Annotated in this window: 14 protein-coding genes; 10 read left to right on the top strand and 4 right to left on the bottom strand. The window is 60.8% G+C overall.

Annotated features, from left to right (window positions below):
* Positions 1 to 11 precede the first annotated feature (11 nt).
* The 4 genes from dgcA (at position 12) to etfB (ending at position 6175) form a co-directional block, all read left to right on the top strand.
* Complete coding sequence (dgcA, locus tag VY732_RS27375) at positions 12 to 2072, top strand: dimethylglycine demethylation protein DgcA (RefSeq protein ID WP_331692786.1); 2061 nt, start codon at positions 12 to 14, stop codon at positions 2070 to 2072.
* A 153-nt stretch (positions 2073 to 2225) separates the two neighbouring features.
* Positions 2226 to 4175 carry a dimethylglycine demethylation protein DgcB gene (gene dgcB, locus VY732_RS27370; protein WP_331692785.1) on the top strand — a complete coding sequence of 650 codons (1950 nt, stop codon included), beginning with the start codon at positions 2226 to 2228 and terminating at the stop codon, positions 4173 to 4175.
* Positions 4175 to 5395, top strand: coding sequence for an electron transfer flavoprotein subunit alpha (gene etfA, locus VY732_RS27365; protein WP_331692783.1), 1221 nt, complete (start codon positions 4175 to 4177; stop codon positions 5393 to 5395). The genes dgcB and etfA overlap by 1 nt, the downstream gene beginning before the upstream one ends.
* A 9-nt stretch (positions 5396 to 5404) precedes the next feature.
* Entirely contained in the window at positions 5405 to 6175 is a 771-nt protein-coding gene (gene etfB / locus VY732_RS27360; RefSeq protein ID WP_077574827.1) for an electron transfer flavoprotein subunit beta, read from the top strand.
* A 940-nt stretch (positions 6176 to 7115) separates the two neighbouring features.
* On the opposite strand, the gene gbcA is transcribed toward etfB, so the two are convergent.
* On the bottom strand, positions 7116 to 8411 hold the full coding sequence (gene gbcA / locus VY732_RS27355; RefSeq protein ID WP_008083155.1) for a glycine-betaine demethylase subunit GbcA: 1296 nt from the start codon (positions 8409 to 8411) through the stop codon (positions 7116 to 7118).
* Between the two features lie 297 nt (positions 8412 to 8708).
* Here gbcA and gbcB point away from each other — a divergent pair, with 297 nt between their 5' ends.
* Positions 8709 to 9809: a glycine-betaine demethylase subunit GbcB gene (gbcB, locus tag VY732_RS27350; RefSeq protein ID WP_007911227.1), complete on the top strand. Its 1101-nt coding sequence runs from the start codon at positions 8709 to 8711 to the stop codon at positions 9807 to 9809.
* A 322-nt stretch (positions 9810 to 10131) separates the two neighbouring features.
* Here the strand turns inward: gbcB and VY732_RS27345 are convergent, their stop codons facing one another.
* From VY732_RS27345 to VY732_RS27335, 3 genes are all read right to left on the bottom strand, one after another.
* Positions 10132 to 10956 carry an SDR family oxidoreductase gene (locus VY732_RS27345; RefSeq protein WP_331692779.1) on the bottom strand — a complete coding sequence of 275 codons (825 nt, stop codon included), beginning with the start codon at positions 10954 to 10956 and terminating at the stop codon, positions 10132 to 10134.
* 262 nt (positions 10957 to 11218) lie between these two features.
* On the bottom strand, positions 11219 to 11752 hold the full coding sequence (locus tag VY732_RS27340; protein WP_137217393.1) for an REP-associated tyrosine transposase: 534 nt from the start codon (positions 11750 to 11752) through the stop codon (positions 11219 to 11221).
* A 314-nt stretch (positions 11753 to 12066) separates the two neighbouring features.
* Positions 12067 to 13107 (bottom strand): threonine aldolase family protein, encoded by a 1041-nt coding sequence (locus tag VY732_RS27335; protein ID WP_064119210.1) that lies wholly within the window; start codon positions 13105 to 13107, stop codon positions 12067 to 12069.
* Positions 13108 to 13233: 126 nt separating this feature from the next.
* Here VY732_RS27335 and VY732_RS27330 point away from each other — a divergent pair, with 126 nt between their 5' ends.
* The 5 genes from VY732_RS27330 to VY732_RS27310 all read left to right on the top strand — a co-directional run bounded on the left by VY732_RS27330 (position 13234) and on the right by VY732_RS27310 (position 20100).
* On the top strand, positions 13234 to 13944 hold the full coding sequence (locus tag VY732_RS27330; protein WP_331692777.1) for a TraX family protein: 711 nt from the start codon (positions 13234 to 13236) through the stop codon (positions 13942 to 13944).
* A gap of 273 nt (positions 13945 to 14217) precedes the next feature.
* Complete coding sequence (locus VY732_RS27325) at positions 14218 to 15471, top strand: serine hydroxymethyltransferase (protein WP_007913117.1); 1254 nt, start codon at positions 14218 to 14220, stop codon at positions 15469 to 15471.
* 20 nt (positions 15472 to 15491) lie between these two features.
* Positions 15492 to 16742 (top strand): sarcosine oxidase subunit beta, encoded by a 1251-nt coding sequence (locus VY732_RS27320; RefSeq protein WP_034155011.1) that lies wholly within the window; start codon positions 15492 to 15494, stop codon positions 16740 to 16742.
* A 14-nt stretch (positions 16743 to 16756) separates the two neighbouring features.
* Positions 16757 to 17086, top strand: coding sequence for a sarcosine oxidase subunit delta (locus VY732_RS27315; protein ID WP_016986286.1), 330 nt, complete (start codon positions 16757 to 16759; stop codon positions 17084 to 17086).
* Positions 17083 to 20100: a sarcosine oxidase subunit alpha gene (locus VY732_RS27310; RefSeq protein ID WP_331692774.1), complete on the top strand. Its 3018-nt coding sequence runs from the start codon at positions 17083 to 17085 to the stop codon at positions 20098 to 20100. The genes VY732_RS27315 and VY732_RS27310 overlap by 4 nt, the downstream gene beginning before the upstream one ends.
* Positions 20101 to 20179 lie beyond the last annotated feature (79 nt).

The following is a 20179-nucleotide window of genomic DNA, read 5'->3' as shown; positions in this document are numbered from 1 at the left end:
AGGAACCCGCCATGGCTTTCGAAGCAATGTTCCAGCCGATCCAGATCGGCAAACTGACCATCCGCAACCGCGTGCTCAGCACCGCGCACGCCGAGGTCTACGCGACGGACGGTGGCATGACCACCGACCGCTACGTCAAGTATTACGAAGAGAAAGCCAAGGGCGGCATCGGCCTGGCGATCTGTGGTGGTTCTTCCGTGGTCGCCGTCGACAGCCCGCAGGAATGGTGGAGTTCGGTCAACCTGTCCACTGACCGGATCATTCCGCACTTCCAGAATCTGGCCGACGCCATGCACAAGCATGGCGCCAAGATCATGATTCAGATTACCCACATGGGCCGGCGCTCGCGCTGGGACGGCTTCAACTGGCCGACGCTGATGTCGCCCTCGGGCATCCGTGAACCGGTACACCGCGCCACTTGCAAAACCATCGAGCCGGAAGAAATCTGGCGGGTGATCGGCAACTACGCCCAGGCCGCGCGCCGGGCCAAGGCCGGTGGCCTCGACGGCGTAGAACTGTCGGCGGTGCACCAGCACATGATCGACCAGTTCTGGAGCCCGCGAGTCAACAAGCGTACCGACGAATGGGGCGGCACCTTCGAAGGCCGGATGAAGTTCGGCCTGGAAGTACTGAAAGCCGTGCGCGCCGAGGTCGGTGATGACTTCTGCGTGGGCATGCGTCTGTGCGGTGACGAGTTCCACCCGGACGGTTTGTCCCACGAGGACATGAAGCAGATCGCCAAGTATTACGACGACACCGGCATGCTCGATTTCATCGGCGTCGTCGGCTCGGGTTGTGACACCCACAACACCCTGGCCAACGTGATTCCGAACATGAGTTATCCACCGGAGCCGTTCCTGCATCTGGCCGCCGGGATCAAGGAAGTGGTCAAGGTGCCGGTGCTGCACGCACAGAACATCAAGGACCCGAACCAGGCCACGCGTATTCTTGAAGGCGGTTACGTCGACATGGTCGGCATGACCCGCGCGCACATCGCCGACCCGCACCTGATCGCCAAGATCAAGATGGGCCAGATCGACCAGATCAAACAGTGCGTCGGCGCCAACTATTGCATCGACCGCCAGTATCAAGGCCTCGACGTGCTATGCATCCAGAACGCCGCGACGTCCCGTGAATACATGGGCGTGCCGCACATCATCGAGAAATCCACCGGACCGAAACGCAAAGTCGTTGTGGTCGGTGCCGGCCCGGCCGGGATGGAAGCGGCACGTGTTGCTGCCGAGCGTGGCCACGACGTGACCCTTTTCGAGAAGAAAGAATTCATCGGCGGGCAGATCACCACCGCGTCGAAAGCGCCGCAGCGCGATCAGATCGCCGGCATCACCCGCTGGTTCCAGCTGGAACTGGCGCGGCTGAAAGTCGATCTGCGCCTGGGCACCGCGGCCGATGCCGAGACCATCATGGACTTGCGTCCGGACGTGGTGGTGCTGGCGGTCGGCGGGCATCCGTATCTGGAACAGAACGAACACTGGGGCGCCGCCGAAGGGCTGGTGGTCAGCAGCTGGGACGTGCTCGACGGCAAGGTCGCACCGGGCAAGAACGTGCTGGTCTACGACACGATTTGCGAGTTCACCGGGATGTCGGTGGCCGACTTCCTCGCCGACAAGGGCAGCCAGGTCGAGATCGTCACCGACGACATCAAACCGGGCGTGGCCATCGGCGGTACGTCGTTCCCGACCTACTACCGCAGCATGTACCCGAAAGAAGTGATCATGACCGGCGACATGATGCTGGAGAAGGTCTACCGCGAGGGCGACAAACTGGTCGCGGTGCTGGAGAACGAATACACCGGCGCCAAAGAGGAGCGGGTGGTCGATCAAGTGGTGGTTGAAAACGGCGTGCGGCCGGATGAGGAAATCTACTACGCGCTCAAAGAGGGTTCGCGCAACAAGGGGCAGATCGACGTCGAAGCGTTGTTCGCGATCCAGCCGCAGCCATCGCTGAGCGAGACGGGCGACGGCTACTTGCTGTTCCGCATCGGCGACTGCGTGGCGCAGCGCAACACCCACGCCGCGATCTATGACGCCCTGCGGCTCTGCAAGGATTTCTAAGGACTTGCACCAAACCCTGTGGGAGCGAGCCTGCTCGCGAATGCAATCTGTCAGTGAGCGATGAGCTGACTGATTCACCGCTTTCGCGAGCAGGCTCGCTCCCACAGTAAAGCGGATCGTGTTTCTCCAGGTTGTACTGGTGGGAGCTTCACCATGTTGAACACCCTTCTTCCAATCCTGTTGTTCGCAGCTCTGAGCCTTGGTGTCCTCGGCGCGTTGCGGCGGGTAGCGATGTGGCGCCGGGGCCGGGCCTCGAAGGTCGATCTGATCGGCGGCCTGTTGGCCATGCCCAAGCGCTACATGGTCGACTTGCACCACGTGGTGGCGCGGGACAAATACATCGCCAACACCCACGTCGCTACAGCGGGCGGCGCGGTGGCGTCGATTGTGCTGGCGCTGCTGGTGCACGGTTTCGGCCTGCATAACCGCATACTCGGTTACGCCTTGCTGCTGATGACGGCAGTGATGTTTGTTGGTGCGATTTTCGTTTACCTGCGTCGGCGCAACCCGCCGGCGCGGCTGTCGAAAGGCCCGTGGATGCGCCTGCCGAAAAGCCTGTTGGCGTTCTCGGTGTCGTTCTTTCTGCTGACCTTGCCGGTGGCCGGGATTCTGCCCGAGAACTTCGGTGGCTGGGTGCTCGCGGCGATCCTCGGGATCGGTGTGCTGTGGGGCGTGTCGGAACTGTTTTTCGGCATGACCTGGGGCGGGCCGATGAAACACGCCTTTGCCGGCGCGTTACACCTGGCCTGGCACCGTCGCGCCGAACGTTTTGGCGGCGGTCGTTCCACCGGCCTTAAACCGCTGGATCTCAATGATCCCTCAGCGCCGTTAGGTGTGGAAAAACCCAAGGATTTCACTTGGAACCAGTTGCTCGGTTTCGACGCCTGCGTACAGTGCGGTAAGTGCGAAGCGGCGTGCCCGGCGTTCGCCGCCGGCCAGCCGCTGAACCCGAAAAAACTGATTCAGGACATGGTCGTCGGCCTCGCTGGCGGTACCGATGCCAAGTTCGCCGGCAGCCCGTATCCGGGTAAACCTGTAGGCGAACATAGCGGTAATCCACATCAACCGATCGTCAACGGCTTGGTCGATGCCGAAACCCTCTGGTCGTGCACCACCTGCCGCGCCTGCGTCGAGGAATGCCCGATGATGATCGAGCACGTCGATGCCATCGTCGACATGCGCCGTCACCTGACCCTGGAAAAAGGCGCGACGCCGAACAAGGGCGCCGAAGTCCTCGAAAACCTGATCGCCACCGACAATCCTGGCGGTTTTGCCCCGGGCGGGCGGATGAACTGGGCGGCGGATTTGAACCTCAACCTGCTCAGCGAAAAGAAATCCACCGACGTGCTGTTCTGGGTCGGCGACGGCGCCTTCGACATGCGCAACCAGCGCACCCTGCGCGCCTTCGTCAAAGTGCTGAAAGCGGCGAAAATCGACTTCGCCGTGCTCGGCCTCGAAGAGCGTGACAGCGGCGACGTCGCCCGTCGTTTGGGCGATGAGGCGACCTTCCAGTTGCTCGCCAAACGCAATATCCAGACCTTGGCCAAATACAGTTTCAACCGCATCGTCACCTGTGATCCGCACAGTTTCCATGTGCTGAAAAACGAGTACGGCGCGTTCGACGGCAACTACCTGGTGCAGCACCACAGCACCTACATGGCAGAAATCATTCAGGCCGGCGCGCTGAACCTCGGTCAGCACAAAGGCAACAGCGTGACTTATCACGACCCGTGCTACCTCGGCCGCTACAACGGCGAATACGAAGCGCCGCGCGAAGTGCTGCGTGCGCTCGGTATCGAAGTCAAAGAGATGCAACGTTCCGGCTTCCGCTCGCGCTGCTGCGGCGGCGGCGGCGGGGCGCCGATCACTGACATTCCGGGCAAACAGCGGATTCCCGACATGCGCATGGAAGACATCCGCGAGACCGGTGCCGAACTGGTGGCGGTGGGTTGTCCACAGTGCACGGCGATGCTCGAAGGTGTGGTCGAACCGCGTCCGCTGATCAAGGACATCGCCGAACTGGTCGCCGACGCGTTGCTCGAAGACGCCGCGCCGAGCAAGCCTGCTACTCCGGCCAAACGTGAACCTGCGGAGGCCCACTGATGAGCGACATTATCCGCCGCGACCCGCGCGCCGAATGGATTGCGCGTAACCGCCTGCACCCGTTGCACGCGGCGATGCAACCGGCGCAACACAGCTGGATGGGCCCCAACGGTATCATCCGCAAAAACCTGCACGGCATCGGTTTTATCGGCCCGAACGGCATCAAGCGTATCGACCGCAGCGGCGCGCAACAGGGCGGGGCGGTCAAGCGTTCGGCTGCTGTGGAAGTGCAACTGCCGCTGCATCAAGTGCCAGCCCCGGCGTTCTACATCAGCGTGGTGCCGGACATGGTCGGCGGCCGCTTGAGCAGTCACGACCGTGATTTGCTTGGCCTCGCCCATCAACTCGCCGGCCAGGACGGTGCGGTGTTGGCGGTGGTCTTTGGCGAGCACAAGGAAAACGCTTTCGCCAGCGCAGGCGTCGATCGCTTGCTGGTGCTGGAAGGCGAGGAATTCAGCGGTTATGCACCGGAGCAACGGGTGCAAGGTTTGCGCGCTGTGGATAACCAGTTCAACCCGCGTCACTGGCTGCTACCGGACAGCCGCAGCGGTGGCGGCGAACTCGGTCGACGCTTTGCGGCGGCACTGGGCGAGCGCCCGGCCACGCGGGTCTGGCAGGTCAAGGATCAGGAGTGCATCGGCCGCGCTGGTGCTGGGCTGCAAGACCTTGCCCGCCCGGTTGCACGGTTGATTCTGGCCGCTGCCGAATGCGCCGAGCCGGTCAGTGAAACCCGTCACGAAGCGTTGCCGGTGGAGTTATCCACAAGTGTCGCGCGCAGCCTGTCGCGGATCGAAGACCTCGGCGCGGTGGCGGTCGACCCGGCAGCGATTCCGATGGCCGAAGCGGAGTTCATTTTCTCCGGCGGCAACGGCGTCAAGGACTGGCAGCTGTTCCACGAAACGGCGGCGGCGCTCGGTGCTACCGAAGGTGCGTCGCGGGTTGCGGTGGACGATGGCTTCATGGCGCGCGATCGCCAGGTCGGCGCATCCGGCACCTGGGTCACCGCGCGGGTCTATGTGGCTGTGGGTATCTCCGGCGCGATCCAGCACCTGCAAGGCATCGGCGCTTGCGACAAGGTGGTGGCGATCAACCTCGATCCGGGTTGCGACATGATCAAGCGCGCCGATTTGTCGGTGATCGGCGAGAGCGCAGAGATTCTGCAGGCCTTGATTGCGGCGGTCGCGGCTTACCGCAACGAAGCCAAGCGCGATGCGGCTTAAGGAAACGCTATGAACACGAAAGTTATCAGTCTGGTTTCAATCGGCGCCCACCCGACTTCCGGCAGGCCACGCCGCGCCGACCAGGATGCCCGCGCGGTGGAACTCGGTTTGCAATTGGCTGGGGATAACCTGCAAGTGCTGCATGCCGGCGACGTTGCGGAACCGGCGTTGCGCGCCTACTTGGGCATGGGTCTGGAACAGATGCATGTGCTGGAGCAACCGGCTGGCGCCGATGCGCTGCCGGCGCTGACCGCGTATCTGCGCGATGCCGGTGCGCAAGTTGTCCTGACCGGCAGCCAGGCAGAAACCGGCGAGGGTTCGGGGATGCTGCCGTTCTTGTTGGCGGAAGGTTTGGGTTGGCCGCTGGTGGTTGGGCTGGCGCAGGTCGAGTCGATCAATGACGGCTCGGCGCTGGTGCTGCAAGCCTTGCCGCGTGGACAGCGGCGACGGTTGAAGGTCAAGCTGCCGTTTCTCGCGACTGTGGATAACGCCGCGCCGAAGCCTCGGCAGAGTGCCTACGGGCCGGCGCGACGGGGTGTTTTGCAGGCTGAAGACGTCGAAGTGGTGGACGATGAGCTGCTCGCGGTTGCCACTTTGCAAGCGGCCAAGCCACGGCCGAAACGCTTGAAGGTGATCAAGGCCAAGAGCGGGGCGGACCGGATGAAGGCCGCGACGGCCAAGGCCAGTGGGGGTGGTGGGCAGGTGCTCAAGGGCGTCACCGCACAGGCCGGTGCTGAAGCGATTCTCAAGTTGCTGATTGAAGAGGGTGTTGTTCGCTGAAAAGGCCCTCACCCTAGCCCTCTCCCAGAGGGAGAGGGGACCGACCGAGTGGTATTGGCTAATTACATCGACCTGCGATTGCGCGGTGACCTTGGTTTGGCCAAGCCTGAGATCACACTGAACGTTCAGGTCGGCGTACCTCGCATAAGCGGCTCCGTCGGCCCCCTCTCCCTCCGGGAGAGGGCTGGGCGGGCGGCGTTCCGATGAGGGCAACTGCTTACCCACAATCCCTGTTAGCTGATCTGTGGATAACGTGTTCGCCCCTCTCCAAACCCCACGCTAATCAAGCCCTGCAGCCACCCGATTAAAAAACGATCAACCTAACTAACGGTTTTTACGGGATTTTTCCGCGGGATAACTTTATAAGTTGCCCCCAATCTCTGTTGGCGCTTCTGTGGATAAGATGTTCGCTATCCGCTGAGAGCTATATAAAACGTGGCTTTTAGAGAGTTGATCAATAACTGATCAATCTACGCTTTTGACCGATTAAATCACCCGTAGCGCCTGATTTTTCACAGCCTTCAGCGCTTTTCCACAGAAGATGCAAAGTTACCCCCGATCTCTGTTGGCGCTTCTGTGGATAACGTGTTTGCCATCCTCTACAGGCCATACAGACCGTGGCTTACAAGAATGTGATCAAAAATCAACCAGTGCGCCTTGCAAACCGTGCTTCTGGATAAGTCACGATTTTTCTTCACAAATCAGTCAGTTATTTTTTCGTTCATCCACAGTTACCCCCATTTGCTGTGGGTGGGTGTGTGGATAACTTGTTTGCGGAAGGCTGGGGGGCTTGGTGGGTATGGGGTGCGGGGTGATTGATCAGAAATTGTGCAATCAAGGTGTAGGGATGTGATGAATGTGAAGTAGCTATCGCGAGCAGGCTCACTCCTACAGGGGGAAAGCATTCCCAATGTAGGAGTGAGCCTGCTCGCGATGCTTTTTATCCTTGAACAGGAACGCCTTTGAGGTACGGCGCAGGCTCGGCGCCAAGGTTGTTCAGCAGACGCTCGCTGTACCAATCGACAAAGTTGACCACGCCGAATTCATAGGTCTTCGAATAAGGCCCAGGCTGATACGCCGTCGAGTTGATCCCGCGCTGGTTCTCTTCCGCCAGACGCCGGTCCTGATCATTGGTCGCGTCCCACACCTGACGCATGCGCTCGACGTCGTAATCCACGCCCTCAACCGCATCCTTGTGCACGATCCATTTGGTAGTGACCATGGTTTCCTGCGCGCTGATCGGCCACACCGTGAAGACGATGATGTGGTCGCCCATGCAGTGGTTCCACGAGTGCGGCAGGTGCAGGATGCGCATCGAGCCCAGATCCGGATTCTTGATCCGCCCCATCAGTTTCGCGCAGCCCTGTTTGCCGTCGAGGGTCATCGACACGGTGCCCTTGAGCAGCGGCATGCGCACGATGCGGTTGCGCAGGCCGAAGCTTGCGTGGGCGTAAGGAATCTTCTCGGCTTCCCAGGCAGCAGCGGACGCAGCAACGTGATCCTTGAACGCCTGATCGGCGCGCGGGTCGGTGACGTCGTCCCATTCCAGCAGGGTTTTCAACAGTTCCGGGTGCGACGCGTTGCAGTGGTAGCACTCGCGGTTGTTTTCCAGCACCAGTTTCCAGTTGGCTTTTTCCATCAAGGTGGTGGTGATCGCCACCTTGGTGTTCTCCATGTCGTACGGTTCCATGTAATGGTTCAGTGTCGACAGGAAGTCATCGATGGCCGGCGGGTTCTCCGCCAGACTGATAAAGATGTAGCCGCCGGCGGTCTTCACGTTCACCGGTTTCAGGCCGTACTGCTTCATGTCGAAGTCGGCGCCCATTTCGGTGCCGGCGAACAGCAGACGACCGTCCAGCTCGTACGTCCACTGGTGGTAATGGCAGACCAGTTTGGCGACCTTGCCTTTTTCACTGGTGCACAGACGCGAGCCACGGTGGCGGCAGACGTTGTGGAACGCATGCACCACGCCCTCGGCGCCACGAATGACGATGATCGGGTTCTTGCCGATCTGCAGCGTCAGGTAGTTGCCCTTGGCCGGGATCTCGCAGGTCATGCCGGCGATCAACCACTCTTTCTGGAAGATCTCCTGCATGTCGATATCGAACAACCGCTCATCGCTGTAGAACGGTTGCGGCAGCGAAAACGTCCGCTCGCGCTCCTGGAGCATTTGTGCGGTGGCCTTGCGTGCGGGTTCCAGCGGATCGCCCAGGCTGATTTTTGCGGTGACGTCCATCGATGTGATCCTCATGGCCATCTGCGTGGCCGGCGAAAAGTGGCTGATCAGGTGTGCTGCTAACGGTTGCTACGCAAGGTGTAAAGAAGCTGTCTTGGTGTTGGGGCGAGTGTGGGCCCGGCGCAGGGCGCAACCTTATCCATGGGCGACATGGTGCAATCTGTTCCCGACGCGCAACCCCCGGTGGTTGGGGGCTGGTCGCGATAAGTATGCCGATGTCGCGGATAGGTAAACGGGCGGTTCGCGCTATACGCAGAATCGCCGACATGAGGCCGACAGTCGGCCGTGGAGAACAGCATGTCCAACAGCTTCCTGAATCCGGTCACCACCCAGACCTGGGCCAATGGCCGACACATCGTCCGTTGCGTCAAAGTCATCCAGGAAACCTGGGACGTGCGCACCTTCTGCTTTATGGCTGACCAGCCGATCCTGTTCTTCTTCAAGCCTGGGCAGTTCGTCACCCTGGAGCTGGAAATCGAAGGCCAGCCGATCATGCGCTCGTACACGATTTCCAGTTCGCCGTCGGTGCCGTACAGTTTTTCGGTGACGATCAAACGGGTGCCGGGTGGCAAGGTGTCCAACTGGCTGCACGATACGCTGCATGAAGGCCAAGAACTGGCGGTGCACGGGCCGGTCGGGCTGTTCAATGCCATCGACTTCCCGAGCCCGAAAGTGCTCTACCTGAGCGGCGGCGTTGGTATCACGCCGTGCATGTCCATGGCGCGCTGGTTTTACGACACCAACGCCAACGTCGACATGACCTTTATCCACAGCGCGCGCTCACCGAAAGACATCATTTACCACCGCGAGCTGGAGCACATGGCGTCGCGGATCGACAACTTCAGCCTGCATCTGATTTGCGAGAAGCACGGCTTGGGTGAACCGTGGGCCGGTTATCGCGGTTATCTGAACCACAAGATGCTGGAACTGATGGTGCCGGACTTCCTCGAGCGCGAGGTGTTCTGCTGCGGGCCGACGCCGTATATGAATGCGGTCAAGCGCCTGCTGGAAGTGGCTGGTTACGACATGTCGCGTTATCACGAGGAATCGTTCGGTGCCACGCCGCCCGAGGCCCGTGCCGATGCGGTGGAACAGGCCGAGCAGGCTGCGGATGCGCCGGAAATCGATGCGGCGGATCTGCATCAGGTCGAATTCACTTCGTCCGGCAAGAGCATTCGTGTGGCACCGGGTGAGACCGTGCACGCGGCGGCGGCCAAGCTGGGGTTGATGATTCCGAAGGCGTGCGGCATGGGGATTTGCGGGACGTGCAAGGTGCTCAAGCTGGGTGGCGAGGTGGAGATGGAGCACAACGGCGGGATTACCGAGGACGATGAGGCTGAAGGGTTTATCTTGTCGTGCTGCAGTGTGCCGAAGGGGGATGTGCGTATCGATTTCTGATTGGTAAACCCTCACCCCAGCCCTCTCCCAGAGGGAGAGGGGGCCGACGGAGGTGTCTGGCGTTCTGCATCGACCTGAAAGACCTTATCGATTATGGATTCGGCAAAGCAGTTTCACGTCGGCGTATTTCTCGAGCATCCCCCAATCAGTCCCTTCTCCCTGTTGGAGAGGGGACTGACTGAGTTGTTCTCTCGAGGTACACCGACTTGAGATATCGAGTCGACTATGGATTCGGTAAAGCAGTTTCACGTCGGCGTAATTCTCAAATATCCCCCAATCAGTCCCCTCTCCCTCCGGGAGAGGGCTAGGGTGAGGGGCTTTTTCAGTCAACAAACAAATCCGTCATCAACGCCGCCTCGCTTTCCCGATCAAACCGATAATGATCAAACTCCGCCACACCGCTCTCCCGCAAAATCTCCTCATCAATCAACAACCGCCCAGTGATCTGCCGCTCACGGCTACCCAAAATCACATGCGCCGCATCCGCCATGATCGCCGGGGTCCGTGCCTGCTTGAACGACTCCCGGCTGCCCAACTGAAACTCAATCGCCGCCGTGGCAATCATCGTCTGCGGCCACAGCGAGTTGACGCTGATCCCGTAACTGGCAAATTCCTCGCTCATCCCCAGCGTCAGCATGCTCATGCCGTACTTGGTCACGGTGTACGGACTGAACTGCGCAAACCACTTGTTCGCCAGATTCAGCGGCGGCGACAGATTGAGAATGTGCCCGGCGGATTTCTTCAGATAGGGCAGGGCAGCCTGGCTGCACAGCAACACCGCGCGGGTGTTGATCTGGTGCATCAGGTCGAAACGCTTGAGTTCGATGTGTTGCACACCCGTGAGCTTGATCGCCCCGGCGTTGTTCACCAGCGCATCGATCGCGCCGAAATGTTCGTTGGCCTCGGCCAGTGCCCGGCGCACGCCGTCCTCATCACGCACATCCACCTGCAATGCCAGTGCCTTGCCGCCCGCCGCTTCGACTTCGGCGGCGACGCTGTGAATGGTCCCGGGCAATTTGGCGTGGGGTTCGGCGCTCTTCGCCGCAATCACGATATTGGCCCCGTCCCTCGCGGCACGCAGCGCAATTTCACGACCAATGCCACGGCTGGCGCCGGTGATGAACAGGGTTTTGCCTTGTAACGACATGCCGATGCTCCTGCTTATTGTTATCTGAGCGGATGGCTCGACAGACAATGTAGACCAAGAGTCATCGCCATCCCTGCCATTGATCGTTCCCAAGCTCCGCGTGGGAATGCAGCCACTGACGCTCTGCGTCATAGCGGTGCTCAGCATGGCGGTAGTGGTGAGGCTGGAACGCGGAGCGTCCCGGGAGGCATTCCCACGCGGAGCGTGGGAACGATCAGTGCGGAGGGAGGGGATCTGATCGCTCCTACGCTCTGCATCCCATTCAATACCAGCACTGAACCTCGATCAGCCCCGGCGTTCCCGCGTAGTTCCTGGCACTCGAATAACGCCAATGCTCTGGCAAATCCACATACCCGCGTTTTACCGGGTTGTTGTGAATGTATTCAAGTTTCTGTCGCATCACCGATTCGCTATAAACCATCTCTGAGTGAGAACCTTCCTGCCATAACTGGTAAACGCGATCCTGCTTGTGTGCACGTTTGCTAAAGCGCAGGCGTTGCAGTGCTTTGTCAGCGCCTTTGCTTTGCAGGTCATTAATGATCTGTCGAGCGGTGAAAGATTTGAACTGACTGAGGCATTTGCTCAGGTCAGGTGCCTGGGCGACGAAGTGAAGATGGTTTTCCAGAATCACGTAGCCGTACAGTTTCAGATCGTGATGAGTCTGTTGATATCGCCAGCAGTTGAGCAGGTGGTCGACTATGTATGGGCGGATGAACAGCGGTAACCATTCCATGATCGTGCAGGTCAGAAAATGCGGTTTGTCGGTTTCGGTAATGGTGTAGCGGCTGCGGCCCATGGGATTCTTCCTTGAATCTTGCGGTGCGACGGGAATGGAACGCGGAGCGTCCCGGGATGCGTTACCACGCGGAGCGTGGGAACCATCAGGGTGAGGCGGGCGAAGAGAACGCGCCAGAGGAGAAGTCTGGTCTCACGGTGGGAAAAATCATTCCCGATCGAAGATCGTTCCCACGCTCTGCGTGGGAATGCAGCCACTGACGCTCTGCGTCATAGCGGTGCTCAGCATGGCGGTAGTGGTGAGGCTGGAGCGCGGAGCGTCCCGGGAGGCGTTCCCACGCGGAGCGTGGGAACGATCAGTGCGGTGGCGGGAGGTCAGGCGGACATGACTTCGCGGATGTCGCGGGCCAGTTCGCGGACGCGTTCTTCTTCGGTGTCCCATGAGCACATGAAGCGCGCGCCGCCCTTGCCGATGAAGGTGTAGAAGCGCCAGTTTTTTGCGGTCAGCGCGGCAATCGCCGGTTCCGACAGTTGCAGGAACACGCCATTGGCCTGTACCGGGAACATCAGTTCGACGCCGGGAATGTCGCTGACCAGTTCTGCCAGCAATTGCGCGCAGTGGTTGGCGTGGCGCGCATATTTCAGCCAGGCGTCGGTTTCGAGGATGCCGACCCACGGTGCCGAGAGGAAGCGCATTTTCGACGCCAGTTGCCCGGCCTGTTTGCAGCGATAGTCGAAGTCTTCCGCCAGCTTGTGGTTGAAGAACAGGATCGCTTCACCCACGGCCATGCCATTCTTGGTACCGCCGAAGCACAGTACGTCGACACCGGCCTTCCAGGTCAGATCGGCTGGCGAGCAGCCGAGGAATGCGCAGGCGTTGGAAAAACGCGCGCCGTCCATGTGCAGGTGCAGGCCCAGCTCTTTGCAGGTGGCGCTGATGGCGCGGACTTCTTCCGGAGTGTAGACGCTGCCGACTTCAGTGGCTTGAGTCAGCGTAACCACGCGCGGTTTCGGGTAGTGGATGTCCTGGCGCTTGAGTGCGACTTCGCGGATCGACTGCGGGGTGATCTTGCCGTTTTCAGTGCCGGCGATCAGCAGTTTCGAGCCGTTGGAGAAGAATTCCGGGGCGCCGCATTCGTCGGTTTCGACGTGGGCGGTTTCCGAGCAGATCACGCTGTGGTAACTCTGACACAGCGACGACAGGGCCAGCGAGTTGGCGGCGGTGCCGTTGAAGGCGAAGAACACTTCGCAGTCGGTTTCGAACAGTTTGCGGAAATGGTCGGACGCGCGTGCGGTCCATTCATCGTCGCCATACGCGCGTTGGTGGCCGTGGTTGGCCTGCTCCATCGCAGCCCAGGCTTCAGGGCAGATACCGGAGTAGTTGTCGCTGGCGAATTGTTGGCTCTTGTCGGTCATGGCCGGCTTCCGTGGTCGAGACTCTTGTGAAGGCTCGTGGTCAATGATGGTGCGCACTTTACCGAAGATCTTCCGGGGAGCACACGGGATGTCGCTGGCAGAACATTACATGGACGCAGGCCGATTATGCACCTGACTAAACGCGACGGCGCGCTGGATCTGCTCAAGTGGCTGGCGCTGCTGAGCATGTTGTTCGATCACCTGCGATATGTCGGGTTCTCCGCCGATTGGCTGTATGTGTCGGGGCGGTTGGCGTTTCCGTGGTTTTGTCTGGCGATGGCGGCGAATCTGGCGCGTGATGGTTCGCGGAGGATGGAGTGGCGCTATCTGGGCTGGTTGTTGCTGTTCAGTGCGCTGAGCGAAATTCCTTACCGGTTGTACATTCCAGAGCCGGACACGTTGAACGTGATGCCGACGTTGGCGTTGGGTTTGCTAGTGGCGCGGGGGTGGCAGGATCCCTCGATCATGTCGCGATTGCTGGGCGTTGCTGCGCTGGTGCTGGCGATAGTTTTCCCGGAGCGGCTTATGTTTGGTTTCTTCGGGGTGTTGCTGCCGCTGGCGATGCTGTTGGTGTTTCGCCGCCCTTGGTACTTCAGCTTGCTGCCGGGTTTGATATGCCTCGCAGCGAATCAGTGGCAAGTGCTTTACGACTCGGCAAGGTTCGGTAGCAGCGTCGCCATTCTTGGCATTGCCACCTGTCTGTTTGCGCCCATGCTCGGAATGTTCCTGTTGCGACATGCGCGACATCTTCAGCCGCCACCGATGCGGCGCTGGGCTTACGCCTTCTATCCCGCGCATTTTCTCCTGCTACTCGCGGTTCGCCAGTTGATCGCATAACCCCCTGTAGGAGTGAGCCTGCTCGCGATGGCGGCGTATCAGCCAACATTTGCTCAGCTGACCCACCGCCATCGCGAGCAGGCTCACTCCTACAGGGGATCTGTGCAGATTCAACAAGCCATTTCAGGCCATGTCGTAAACGCACCTTTGCGTGGCGCGCGCAGGCATTTGAGCTGTCTGCGCCGGTCATACCATCGGCATCAAAGGGCACTGCCTTCATTGCCAGTGCCTTACCGAGACGAATGGCGCACAGATGCCGCTGGGAGAGACGCGATGTTCAGCAAGCAAGACCAGATCCAGGGTTACGACGATGCACTGCTGGCGGCGATGAATGCCGAGGAGCAACGTCAGGAAGATCACATCGAGCTGATCGCGTCGGAGAACTACACCAGCAAACGCGTGATGCAAGCGCAAGGCAGCGGCCTGACCAACAAATACGCCGAAGGCTATCCGGGCAAGCGCTACTACGGTGGCTGCGAGCACGTCGATAAAGTCGAAGCACTGGCCATCGAACGCGCCAAGCAGCTGTTCGGCGCCGATTACGCCAACGTCCAGCCGCACTCCGGTTCCTCCGCCAACAGCGCCGTGTACCTGGCGCTGATCCAGCCGGGCGACACCATCCTCGGCATGAGCCTGGCCCACGGCGGTCACCTGACCCACGGCGCCAAAGTGTCGTCCTCGGGCAAGCTCTACAACGCCGTGCAGTACGGCATCAACACTGACACCGGGCTGATCGATTACGACGAAGTCGAGCGTCTCGCCGTTGAATCCAAGCCGAAAATGATCGTCGCCGGTTTCTCCGCTTACTCGAAGACGCTGGATTTCCCGCGCTTCCGTCAGATCGCTGACAAAGTCGGTGCGCTGCTGTTCGTCGACATGGCCCACGTTGCCGGTCTGGTTGCTGCCGGTCTGTACCCGAACCCGCTGCCTTACGCCGACGTGGTCACCACCACCACGCACAAAACCCTGCGCGGTCCACGTGGCGGCTTGATCCTGGCCAAGTCCAACGAAGAGATCGAGAAGAAGCTCAACGCTGCCGTGTTCCCCGGCGCTCAGGGTGGCCCGCTGATGCACGTCATCGCCGGTAAAGCCGTGTGCTTCAAGGAAGCGCTGGAGCCAGGCTTCAAGGCTTATCAGCAACAAGTGATCGACAACGCTCAGGCGATGGCCAGCGTGTTTATCAAACGTGGCTACGATGTAGTGTCCGGCGGCACCGACAACCATCTGTTCCTGGTCAGCCTGATCCGTCAGGGCCTGACCGGCAAAGACGCCGACGCCGCCCTTGGCCGCGCGCACATTACCGTCAACAAGAACGCCGTGCCGAACGACCCGCAATCGCCGTTCGTCACCTCGGGCCTGCGCATCGGCACCCCGGCGGTGACTACTCGCGGTTTCAAGGTGACCCAGTGCGAAGTGTTGGCCGGCTGGATCTGCGACATCCTCGACAACCTCGGTGATGCCGATGTCGAGGCCAATGTTGCCCAGCAAGTGTCGGCCCTGTGCGCAGACTTCCCGGTTTATCGCTGAGTGTTCTGGAGTAACTGACTATGCAACGCTATTCGGGCTTCGGCCTCTTCAAACACTCCCTCAGCCACCACGAAAACTGGCAGCGCATGTGGCGCACGCCGACGCCGAAGAAGGTCTACGACGTGGTCATCGTCGGCGGCGGCGGGCACGGTCTGGCGACTGCCTACTATCTGGCCAAAGAGCACGGCATCACCAACGTCGCCGTGGTCGAGAAAGGCTGGCTGGGCGGCGGTAACACCGCGCGCAACACCACCATCGTGCGCTCCAACTACCTGTGGGACGAGTCGGCGCACCTCTACGAACACGCGATGAAACTGTGGGAAGGCCTGTCGCAGGATCTCAACTACAACGTGATGTTCTCCCAGCGTGGCGTCTACAACCTGTGCCACACCCTGCAGGACATCCGTGATTCCGAGCGTCGGGTCAGCGCCAACCGCCTCAACGGCGTCGATGGCGAACTGCTCAACGCCAAGCAAGTCGCTGACGAGATTCCGTACCTCGACTGCTCGAAAAACACCCGCTACCCAGTGTTGGGCGCCACCGTGCAGCGTCGCGGCGGCGTCGCCCGTCACGATGCCGTGGCCTGGGGCTTTGCCCGTGCCGCCGACGCCCTCGGTGTGGACTTGATCCAGCAGACCGAAGTGATCGGCTTCCGCAAGGAAAACGGCGTATGCATCGGTGTCGAAACCAACAAGGGTTTCATCGGCGCCAAGCGCGTCGGCGTGGTCACGGCCGGTAACTCCGGGCACATGGCCAAACTCGCCGGTTTCCGTCTGCCGATCGAATCCCACCCGCTGCAGGCGCTGGTGTCCGAGCCGATCAAACCGATTATCGACAGCGTGATCATGTCCAACGCCGTGCACGGTTACATCAGCCAGTCCGACAAGGGCGACCTGGTGATTGGCGCCGGTATCGACGGCTACAACGGCTACGGCCAGCGCGGTTCGTACCCGGTGATCGAGCACACCATTCAAGCGATCGTCGAGATGTTCCCGGTGCTGTCGCGCGTACGCATGAACCGTCAGTGGGGCGGCATCGTCGACACCACCCCGGACGCTTGCCCGATCATTTCGAAAACCCCGGTCCCGAACATGTTCTTCAACTGCGGTTGGGGCACCGGTGGTTTCAAGGCAACGCCTGGCTCGGGCAACGTGTTTGCCGCGAGTCTGGCCAAGGGTGAAATGCACCCGTTGGCCGCACCGTTTTCCATCGACCGTTTCCACAACGGCGCACTCATCGACGAACACGGCGCTGCTGCCGTCGCCCACTAACAGGAGAAATCCCCATGTTGCATATCTTCTGTCCTCACTGCGGCGAACTGCGCTCCGAAGAGGAATTCCACGCATCCGGCCAGGCGCACATTCCGCGTCCGCTCGATCCTGGCGCCTGCACCGACGAGGAGTGGGGCGACTACATGTTCTTCCGCGACAACCCGCGCGGTCTGCACCACGAACTGTGGGATCACGTTGCCGGTTGCCGCCAGTACTTCAACGTCACCCGCGACACCGTGACCTACGAGATTCTCGAAACCTACAAGATCGGCACCAAGCCGCAATTCACCGACAAGGCTGATACGGCGAAAACAGCCACGACGGCGCTGGGAGAGAAGGTATGAGCCAGACCAATCGCCTGTCCAACGGTGGACGGATCGACCGCAACAAAGTGCTGAGCTTCACCTTCAACGGTCAGAACTACAAAGGCTTCGAGGGTGACTCGCTGGCCGCCGCGCTGATCGCCAACGGCGTCGACATCATCGGCCGCAGCTTCAAGTATTCGCGTCCTCGCGGGATCTTCGCCGCCGGTGCCGAAGAGCCGAACGCGGTGCTGCAGATCGGTGCCACCGAAGCTACGCAGATCCCCAACGTGCGCGCCACGCAACAGGCGTTGTATCAAGGGCTGGTCGCGACCAGCACCAACGGCTGGCCGAGCGTCAACAACGACATGATGGGCATTCTTGGCAAGGTCGGCGGCAAGCTGATGCCGCCGGGTTTCTATTACAAAACCTTCATGTACCCGCAATCGTTCTGGATGACTTACGAGAAGTACATTCGCAAGGCTGCCGGTCTTGGCCGTTCGCCGACCGAAGTCGATCCGGACACCTACGACTACATGAACCAGCATTGCGACGTGCTGATCGTCGGCGCTGGCCCGGCCGGTCTCGCTGCTGCCTTGGCCGCTGCGCGCAGCGGTGCCCGAGTGATCCTTGCCGATGAGCAGGAAGAGTTCGGCGGCAGCCTGCTCGATTCCCGCGAAAGCCTCGACGGCAAACCGGCGATGGACTGGGTCGCCAGTGTCATCACGGAACTGAAGAACACCCCGGACGTGCTGCTGTTGCCGCGCGCCACGGTTAACGGTTACCACGACCACAACTTCCTGACCATTCACGAACGCCTCACCGATCACCTCGGTGACCGTGCGCCGATCGGTCAGGTGCGTCAGCGCATTCACCGTGTCCGCGCCAAGCGTGTCGTGCTGGCGACCGGTGCTTGCGAGCGTCCGCTGGTTTACGGCAACAACGACGTGCCGGGCAACATGCTTGCCGGTGCGGTGTCGACTTACGTGCGTCGCTACGGCGTAGCGCCGGGCAAGAAGCTTGTCCTCAGCACCAACAATGATCACGCCTATCGCGTCGCTCTGGATTGGCTCGACGCCAGTCTGCAAGTGGTCGCCATCGCCGATGCCCGCAGCAATCCGCGTGGTGCGCTGGTCGAAGAAGCCCGCGCCAAAGGCATCCGCATTCTCACTGGCAGCGCTGTGATCGAAGCCCGTGGCAGCAAGCGCGTGACCGCTGCCCGCGTTGCCGCGATTGATGTGAAGGCTCATGCCGTGACCAGCCCGGGCGAATGGCTCGACTGCGACGTGATTGCCAGTTCCGGTGGTTACAGCCCGGTCGTTCACTTGGCTTCGCACCTCGGTGGCAAGCCGACCTGGCGTGAAGACATCCTCGGTTTCGTGCCGGGCGAAGCACCGCAGAAGCGCGTGTGCGTCGGTGGCATCAACGGCGTCTACGGTCTCGGCGATTCGCTCGCTGACGGTTTTGAAGGAGGCGTGCGCGCTGCCGCAGAAGCCGGTTTCCAGACCGTCGAAGGCGTGCTGCCAAAAGCCCTGAGCCGTCACGAAGAACCGACGCTGGCGCTGTTCCAGGTGCCGCATGAAAAGAACACCGCACGGGCGCCGAAGCAATTCGTCGACCTGCAAAACGATGTGACCGCCGCCGCCATCGAACTGGCGACCCGCGAAGGTTTCGAGTCGGTCGAGCACGTCAAACGCTACACCGCGCTGGGTTTCGGCACCGATCAGGGCAAGCTCGGCAACGTCAACGGTCTGGCCATCGCCGCTCGCTCGCTGAACGTGACCATCCCGCAGATGGGCACCACGATGTTCCGCCCGAACTACACGCCGGTAACCTTCGGCGCCGTGGCCGGTCGTCACTGTGGGCACATCTTCGAGCCTGTTCGTCACACCGCGCTGCATGCATGGCATGTGAAGAACGGCGCCGAGTTTGAAGACGTCGGTCAGTGGAAGCGTCCATGGTACTTCCCGAAAAACGGCGAAGACCTGCATGCCGCTGTTAAGCGCGAATGCAAAGCCGTGCGCGACAGCGTCGGCCTGCTCGATGCCTCGACCCTCGGCAAGATCGACATCCAAGGCCCGGATGCCCGCGACTTCCTCAACCGCGTGTACACCAACGCCTGGACCAAACTCGACGTGGGCAAGGCGCGCTACGGTCTGATGTGCAAAGAAGACGGCATGGTCTTCGACGACGGTGTCACGGCGTGTCTGGCCGACAACCATTTTGTCATGACCACCACCACCGGCGGCGCGGCTCGCGTGCTGCAGTGGCTGGAGCTGTACCACCAGACCGAATGGCCGGACATGAAGGTTTACTTCACTTCCGTGACCGACCACTGGGCGACCATGACCCTGTCCGGGCCAAACAGCCGCAAGCTGCTCAGTGCCGTGACCGACATTGATCTGAGCAACGAGGCGTTCCCGTTCATGACCTGGAAAGAAGGTCAGGTCGGCGGTGTGCCGGCACGGGTGTTCCGCATCTCGTTCACCGGTGAGTTGTCGTACGAAGTCAACGTGCAGGCCGACTATGCGATGGGCGTGCTGGAGAAAATCGTCGAGGCCGGCAAGCAGTACAACCTGACCCCGTACGGCACGGAAACCATGCACGTACTGCGTGCCGAGAAGGGTTTCATCATCGTTGGCCAAGACACTGACGGCTCGATGACTCCGGACGATCTGAATATGGGCTGGTGCGTCGGTCGCACCAAACCGTTCTCGTGGATCGGCCAGCGTGGCATGAACCGTGAAGACTGCGTGAAGGATCAGCGCAAGCAACTGGTCGGCCTGAAGCCGATCGATCCGAACGTGTGGCTGCCGGAAGGTGCGCAGTTGGTGTTCAACACCAAGCAGGCGATTCCGATGACCATGGTCGGCCACGTGACCTCCAGCTACGCGCACAACTCCCTCGGTTATTCGTTTGCCATGGGTGTGGTCAAGGGCGGTCTGAAGCGCCTCGGTGAGCGGGTGTTTGCACCGCTGGCCGATGGCAGCGTGATCGAGGCGGAGATTGTTTCTTCGGTGTTCTTCGATCCGAAGGGGGATCGCCAGAATATTTGATGGTTCGGCGCCTGGGGAGTGCAGTTGCACCGCGTTGACTTCATCGCGAGCAGGCTCACTCCTACAGGTGATCGCGTAC

The sequence above is a fragment of the Pseudomonas sp. ZY71 genome (assembly GCF_036542145.1).
In the GTDB taxonomy this organism is placed as follows: Bacteria; Pseudomonadota; Gammaproteobacteria; order Pseudomonadales; family Pseudomonadaceae; genus Aquipseudomonas; species Aquipseudomonas koreensis_A.
The sequence above is the reverse complement of the archived record's forward strand: the minus strand, read 5'-3'. Positions and strand labels throughout refer to the sequence as shown.